The 6,170-nt window shown below is 73.9% G+C and carries 7 protein-coding genes; all 7 read right to left on the bottom strand.

The window, feature by feature from the left end:
- Genes PWG71_RS11275 through PWG71_RS11305 form a run of 7 tightly spaced genes read right to left on the bottom strand, consistent with a single transcriptional unit; the run spans position 1 to position 5,911 of the window.
- Positions 1–894, bottom strand: a complete 894-nt coding sequence (locus PWG71_RS11275; protein ID WP_274809623.1) for a type II secretion system F family protein — start codon at positions 892–894, stop codon at positions 1–3.
- On the bottom strand, positions 891–1,739 hold the full coding sequence (locus tag PWG71_RS11280) for a type II secretion system F family protein (RefSeq protein WP_274809624.1): 849 nt from the start codon (positions 1,737–1,739) through the stop codon (positions 891–893). The genes PWG71_RS11275 and PWG71_RS11280 overlap by 4 nt, the downstream gene beginning before the upstream one ends.
- Positions 1,736–3,094 carry a CpaF family protein gene (locus tag PWG71_RS11285; protein ID WP_274809625.1) on the bottom strand — a complete coding sequence of 453 codons (1,359 nt, stop codon included), beginning with the start codon at positions 3,092–3,094 and terminating at the stop codon, positions 1,736–1,738. The genes PWG71_RS11280 and PWG71_RS11285 overlap by 4 nt, the downstream gene beginning before the upstream one ends.
- Positions 3,091–3,837: a hypothetical protein gene (locus PWG71_RS11290; RefSeq protein WP_274809626.1), complete on the bottom strand. Its 747-nt coding sequence runs from the start codon at positions 3,835–3,837 to the stop codon at positions 3,091–3,093. Before PWG71_RS11290 ends, PWG71_RS11285 begins: the two co-directional genes overlap by 4 nt.
- A complete protein-coding gene (locus tag PWG71_RS11295; RefSeq protein WP_274809627.1) occupies positions 3,837–4,508 on the bottom strand; it encodes an SAF domain-containing protein in 672 nt (223 codons plus the stop codon). The genes PWG71_RS11290 and PWG71_RS11295 overlap by 1 nt, the downstream gene beginning before the upstream one ends.
- A 24-nt stretch (positions 4,509–4,532) precedes the next feature.
- The gene (locus PWG71_RS11300) at positions 4,533–5,411 is read right to left on the bottom strand and encodes a hypothetical protein (RefSeq protein WP_274809628.1); all 879 of its coding nucleotides are present in this window, start codon (positions 5,409–5,411) and stop codon (positions 4,533–4,535) included.
- The gene (locus PWG71_RS11305; RefSeq protein ID WP_274809629.1) at positions 5,405–5,911 is read right to left on the bottom strand and encodes a hypothetical protein; all 507 of its coding nucleotides are present in this window, start codon (positions 5,909–5,911) and stop codon (positions 5,405–5,407) included. Before PWG71_RS11305 ends, PWG71_RS11300 begins: the two co-directional genes overlap by 7 nt.
- Positions 5,912–6,170 lie beyond the last annotated feature (259 nt).

Here is a 6,170-nt window from a genome sequence, read left to right on the forward strand (position 1 = left end):
TCAGGTACCGAAGAGGATGAGGCTCATGGCCGGGTAGCCCAGCAGGAGGAGGAAACCGGCGAAGAGGAGGACGACCGGCAGGCTCATCCGCTCGGTGGCGGACTGGGCCTCGGCCTCCATCTCCGCGAGGAACTGCACGCGCAGCGTCCTGGCCTTGGCCGCCAGCGAGGTGCGGACCCGCGCGCCGTCGGCGCCGGCCAGTTGCAGGCTGGCGGCCAGCTCGGTGAACTCCGGGGTGTCGTAGCGCTCCCCGAGGTCGTGCAGCGCCCGCCAGATGGGGACGCGCAGGAGGGAGGACTCCCGCAGCGTCTCCCGGATGGTGGCCATCGCCCACCCCCCGCCGTGGGCTGAGGCGTCGGTGAGGGCGCCGTTGACACCGGCACCGCCGGCGAGGGACACCACCACGAGGTCGGCGAAGCCCGACAGGGTACGGCGCATCTCCTCGCGGCGCTTGCCCGCCTCGTCGTTGAGGGACAGGTCCGGCGCGAACCACATGACCGCGGCGAAGAGCGCCCAGGCGGCGATGGACACGACCGCTCCGGGCAGCGCGCCGAAGGAGGCCAGGAGCATCCCCGCCACCGGCGGGAACAGCGCTCCCATGAGCACGCCCGAGGCCTTCTCGGCGAGGTAACCGCCGGGGTCGCGGTCGCACAGGCGCAGGTTCTTGATCGCACGGGGGCCGGGGAGGCCGGCCGCGCTGAGCAGGGGGATGCCGACCTTGCCCATCCGGGTGAGCAGACCGCCCTCGGAGGGGCGCAGGCCGAGCCGGACCGGAGGCCGGGGGTCGGAGAGTCGTTCGGCCAGAGAGGGGCGGGCCCAGCGCGCCGCGGCCAGGGCCCACAGGGCCAGGCCGAGGGCGGCGCCCGCGACTGCGGCCGCGGTCAGAGGGCTCACAGCGCGGCCTCCTTGGTCGGGGTGGGCGCGAGCACTCGCGGCCCGAGGGAGAAGCGGGACATGCGCGTCATCCACACCACAGCGGTGGCCCACAACGCCCCGATGACCGCCAGGAAGACCTGGCCGAGGAAGCCGTCGAACGGTTCGAGGTAGGCGGGGTTGAACACGAGCATGAACGCCGCCATGCCGAGGGTGACCCCCATGATGATGCGCGAGGACGTGCGCAGGCGGGCGCGGCCGGCGGACACCTTGACCAGCATGGCGGCCTGGTCGCGGGCCGATTCGGACAGCGCGCCGAGCAGGACGCCCAGGTCGGTGGCGTGGCGGGTGGTGGCGGTGGCCAGGGCGGAGGCGACGAGGTCGGCCGTGGGGTTGTCGACGGTCTCGGCGAAGGTGTGCAGGGCGTCCCGGGGGTCCCGGCCGCCGCGCAGGTCCTCCGAGAGGCGCACCACGGCGTCGCGCAGGGGCTCGGGGGCGATGGAGGCGGTGGCCGTGATCGCCTGGTTGAGGCCCGAGGAGCCGGCCATGAGGTCGCGCAGCATCTCGGTCCAGGAGGCGACCGCCTCGATGCCGGCGACCTGTTCCCTGTGCTCCCCGTCGCCGCCCAGGAGCCGTGGGGCCCACCAGACGGCGGCGGCTCCGAGCGCACCCGCCACGGGCCAGCCCGTGAGGAGCCACAGCGCGCAGCCGACGGCGATCGCGACGACGACCTTGCTCGGACGGGGCAGGGGCCCGGCCCTGCGGGACCGGAGGGAGTCGCGCACGATCGGGGCGATCCACACGACCAGGAGGAAGACGCCGAGACCGGCGACGCCGCCGGCGGTGGCGAGGAGGACCGTGTTCATCGGGACCATCCCGAGACCTCCGTCTGGAGCACGAGGGGGTCGAAGCCGTGGTCGGCGAGCGCGTCGAGCGTGTCGGGGCTCGGCGGCGCCGCGGGCAGTCGTCCCTGGCGGGCGGAGTAGCGGTAGATCTCGTTGGAGACCACGTTCTGTCCCTCGGCGCCCACGACCTCGCGCACGCTCGTGACCCGGCGCCCGCCGGTGGGCAGGGCCGAGACGTGCACGACCAGATGCACGGCGGAGGCCACGAGCGAGGCCGTCGCCTCCAGCGGCAGGCGCTCCGCGGACTGGGCGGCGTAGGCACCGAGCTTGGTGAAGGCGCCGGCGGAGTTGGCCGCGTGCAGGGTGGTGAGGCTGCCGTCGTTGCCCTGGCTCATGGCGTTGAGCAGGGGGACGGTCTCGCTGCCGCGGGTCTCCCCCACGATGACCCGGTCGGGGGACATGCGCAGGGCGGTGCGCACCAGGTCGGCGATGGTGATCTCGCCGACGCCCTCGATGTTGGCGGGGCGGGCCTGGAGCGCGACGCAGTCGGGGTGGGCCTCGCGATCCCGGTCCAGACCCAGTTCGTAGACGTCCTCGATGGTGACGAGGCGTTCCATGGTCGGGATCTCCGAGGCCAGGGCGCGCAGCAGCGTCGTCTTGCCGGCGCCGGTGCCGCCGGTGACGACCATGTTGCGACGGGCCGCGACGGCGGCGCGGAAGAGCGAGACCAGGACGTCGTCGAGCGTGCCGAGTTCCTGGAGGCGGCGCAGCGACGAGTGGGTGTACCGGTGGCGGCGGATGGAGACCGAGGGCTGCCGGGAGACCTCCATGACCGCGTTGAGGCGCTCGCCGCCGGAGAGCTGGAGGTCGAGGATGGGCGCCCCGGGATCGAATCGGCGTTCGCCGGAGGCCGAGTCGGCGGCCAGACGGCGCACCAGGGCGATCACGTCCTCACCGCTCTTGAACAGTCCGGCGTGCAGGCGGCGGCTGCCGTCCGCGAGGCGCACCCAGGCGTCGACGCCGTTGATGTTGATGTTCTCGATCTCGGGGTCGTCCAGGAGGGGCTGGAGCGGTCCGACACCGGTGACCTGGGCCAGCGCGGCGGCGGCGATCGCGGCCTCGGAATCGGAGGACAGCAGTGCGCGGCCCTCGGCCAGGGCACGCCGGGCGGCCTCGTCGAGGATGTTGGCGATGATCCGCTCGGCGCGGGCCCGGTGCTGACCGGGGGTGTCCGGTTCGGCGCCCCGCGTCTCGTCGCTGATCCGCTGGGCGGCCTCGCCGGACACCCAGGACACCCACTGGGCCTGGATCCGGTCGGCCTCGGCGTCCAGGAACCGGTTGTCGGTCAGACCGTCGAAGTCGTCGGGCGCGCTCATGCGATCACCCCCGGCGGGAGGGGCGCGTACACCAGGCGTTCGGGCGCCGACGCGACGATGTCGCGGGCCAGCCGGTCGACCGCCTTGAAGAGCGGTCGGCGCTGGGGTCGTCTGATCTCGCGCTCCCCGCGCAGGAAGGCGGCGGAGCGGGCGTCCTCGGGCACCCGACCCCAGACGGCGGAGCCGAGGGCGCCCACGATCTCGCCCGTACCTCCGCGTCCGCCGGAGACGACCACCTTGAGGTCGCGGGTCGGGAAGGCCGGGGAGAGCAGGTGCTCCCGGGCGCGGCGCAGCTCGGTGAGCCGCTCGGAGACGACGAGCACGGCGTGGTCCGCCTGCGCCGCCAGGGTGCGCGCCGGGGAGGACGGGGACAGACGTCCCAGGTCCAGGACGACCACGGGAGCCGATATCCCGGCGAGGACGCGGTGGTTCTGGCCGATGAGGCGGACCGCGCCCTCGGCGGGGTCGCCGGTGACGGGGGCCGGACTCACCCGCAGCCCGCCGGGCAGGTCCCGGGTGTGGGCGTCGGGGTCGGCGCCGCCCCCCTTGCGGGTGGCGGCGGCCAGGCTGGTGAGACCGGGTTCGGTCGGGATCCGGCGCCAGACGGCGATGGCCCCGCCGTGGGGGTCGGCCTCCACGAGGACCCCCGGCGACCCGCCCGGCCAGACCGCGGCCAGGGCCATGCCCAGGCTGGTCACGCCGGGCGCCCCGCCGAGGGAGAAGACGGCGACGGTGCGCGTCATCACGCGCCCCCGCGCGGGTGGACCTGGACGAGGCTGATCCGGCCCGCGGAGGAGGCCGAGGCGATCCGGGCGGCGTCGGCCGACGAGACCAGGAGCTCGACGACGATGGCGCCCTCGACCCCGGGGTCGGGGGTGAGGCTGCGCACCAGCGCGAGGTAGGCCTGGGGTCCGGCCTCGCTCTGCTCCTCCCCGTTGACGACCACCGACACGGCGGCGCCCGATCCGAGGGAGGAGGGGTAGTTGCCGGCGGTCAGGACGGCGCCGACCAGCGCGCGCTCGGCCTCGGGGAACTCGGCGTCGGCGCCCAGCGCGCTCTCCGGCAGGACCCCGCCCTCGGAGACGGGGAGGGTGAGGGTCTGTCCGACGACCTCCTCCAGGCGGGAGGCCGCCACGAAGGAGATGTCGGCGGAGACGCTCATGTCGGAGACGCGCAGGTCGTCCATGGTGAGGACGTGCCCGGCGGGCAGGTCGGCGTCGGCGACGACGATGCCGGTGCGGTCGTCGAGGCGCTCCAGGGCGATGACCCCGCTGAGCGCGCCCGCCGTCGTCAGCGTCAGGGCCAGGACCAGCCACCGCCAGCGCTTGCCGCCTCCGCCGGAGAGCCGCACAGCGGGGGTGTGCTGCGTCTGTCGGCCCGCCCCGGGGGGCGGGGCCGTCGTCGTCTCGACCACGTCTGTCTCAGTTCTTCTCGGTGGTTACTGGGTGTCGGTGACGAGTCCGTGCGATTCACGGACGGTGAGGTCGACCTCGGAGGTGCTGGTGAGCTGGTCGAGGGTGCCGCTCCCGCCGTCGGAGAAGCTCCACTCGGTGTCCCAGAGCACGCGGACGGTGACCGTGTGGGTGCCCTCGGCCGCCGTGTCGGAGGCGGAGGTGTAGACGTATCCGCAGTCCGGGGAGGCCGATGCGGCGTCGTGCGTCGACGCGTCGAACGGCGTGCCGGGGCCCTCGCACTCCACGGTGGAGCCGTCGCCCATGGTCCAGGCGGTGCGGGCGGGGGTCGCCGACACGGTGAGGGACGTGGATCCGAGCTGGGCGGAGACGGATTCGGCGTCCCAGTCCTCGGGCTCGACCCACAGCCACAGGGGGGTGTTGACCAGGACGAGGGAGTCGGTGCCCGGAGAGGTGGCGATCTTCGGCTCGGGGAGTTCGAAGGAGGCCATGACCTCCTCCAGGGCGGTGAGGGGATCGGTGCCCTCCTCGCCCTCGGCCGCCTCGGCGAAGATGGCGTCCCAGTCCATGGAGTCCCAGTCGATCTGGCTCCAGTCGATGGCGTCCCAGTCGATGGCGTCCCAGTCGACGTCGTCGTACTCGCCCGATCCGGTGCCGCCGGCCCCGCCGGTTCCACCGGATCCGCCGGTGCCCCCGGTACCGCCGGTGCCGGGCGTGCCCGGGGTCCCGCCGTGCTCCAGGAGCCAGCGCAGCAGGATCTGGCAGCCGTTGCCGCCGGAGGTCCCGCACTGGACGCTGCCGAGGAAGGAGCCGTCGTCGGCGTGGGCGGCCGGTGCGGCGCCCACGGTGGCGAACACCAGCACGGCCGCGACCGCGGTCGCCGCGGGGGGTAGGGGTCTCAGCATGATCCGGCCTCCCAGATGCGCAGTTCGGACACGCGCCAGGCGAGTCCGTCGTGGATGAGCGTGGCGTCCACCCGGCGGGGTGCCGCCGTTCCCCCGGCCCCGCCCGTCCCCCAGGCGGAGTCGTCCACGCAGTCGTCGACGATCGCGCGTTCGGGGCTCTCGACGCTGACGGTGGGGTCGAGGACGGGCTCGCCCTCGGTCGCACCGCCCGCGGCCGCGTCGGCCAGCGCCGCCCGCATGAGTTCGCGGGCGCCGTCGACCGCGTGGTCGTCCAGGGCCCGGGAGGCGTCCTCGTCGCCCTGGGAGGCCGCCACCACGGCGTCCCACATGCCGGTGTAGGCGGCCAGGGCGGCCTCCTCGTCACCGGACGCGGACGCGGCGGGACGCGGTTCGGCGTCCTCGGAGGGTCCGCCGTCCCCGGCGCCGGGGTCGGAACAGCCCGCGGTGGCCGCGAGCAGGACGCAGGCGGCGATCGCCAGGCGGGGCGAGCCGGAACTCATCGCGGCTGCTTCCCTTCGATGTGCTCCGTCCGGGCGGGACGGGGGTGCGGGGGGACGGACGCCGGGACGGGTCCGCGGAGGGAACGAAGGTCGACACCAACCGATGTGGTTTTGCGTGTGTTTCACGCTGTCTCAGCGTGAGGATACTGACAGCGCACAGTACACAACAACCCCCCAAGGCGAGAAATAAACCCTGAACTTTAGGGATACAACCCACCCGAAAAATCAGAGGCGATACAGATCACACACAAACGGACAC

This window comes from Nocardiopsis sp. N85, from assembly GCF_028882275.1.
In the GTDB taxonomy this organism is placed as follows: Bacteria; Actinomycetota; Actinomycetes; order Streptosporangiales; family Streptosporangiaceae; genus Nocardiopsis; species Nocardiopsis lambiniae.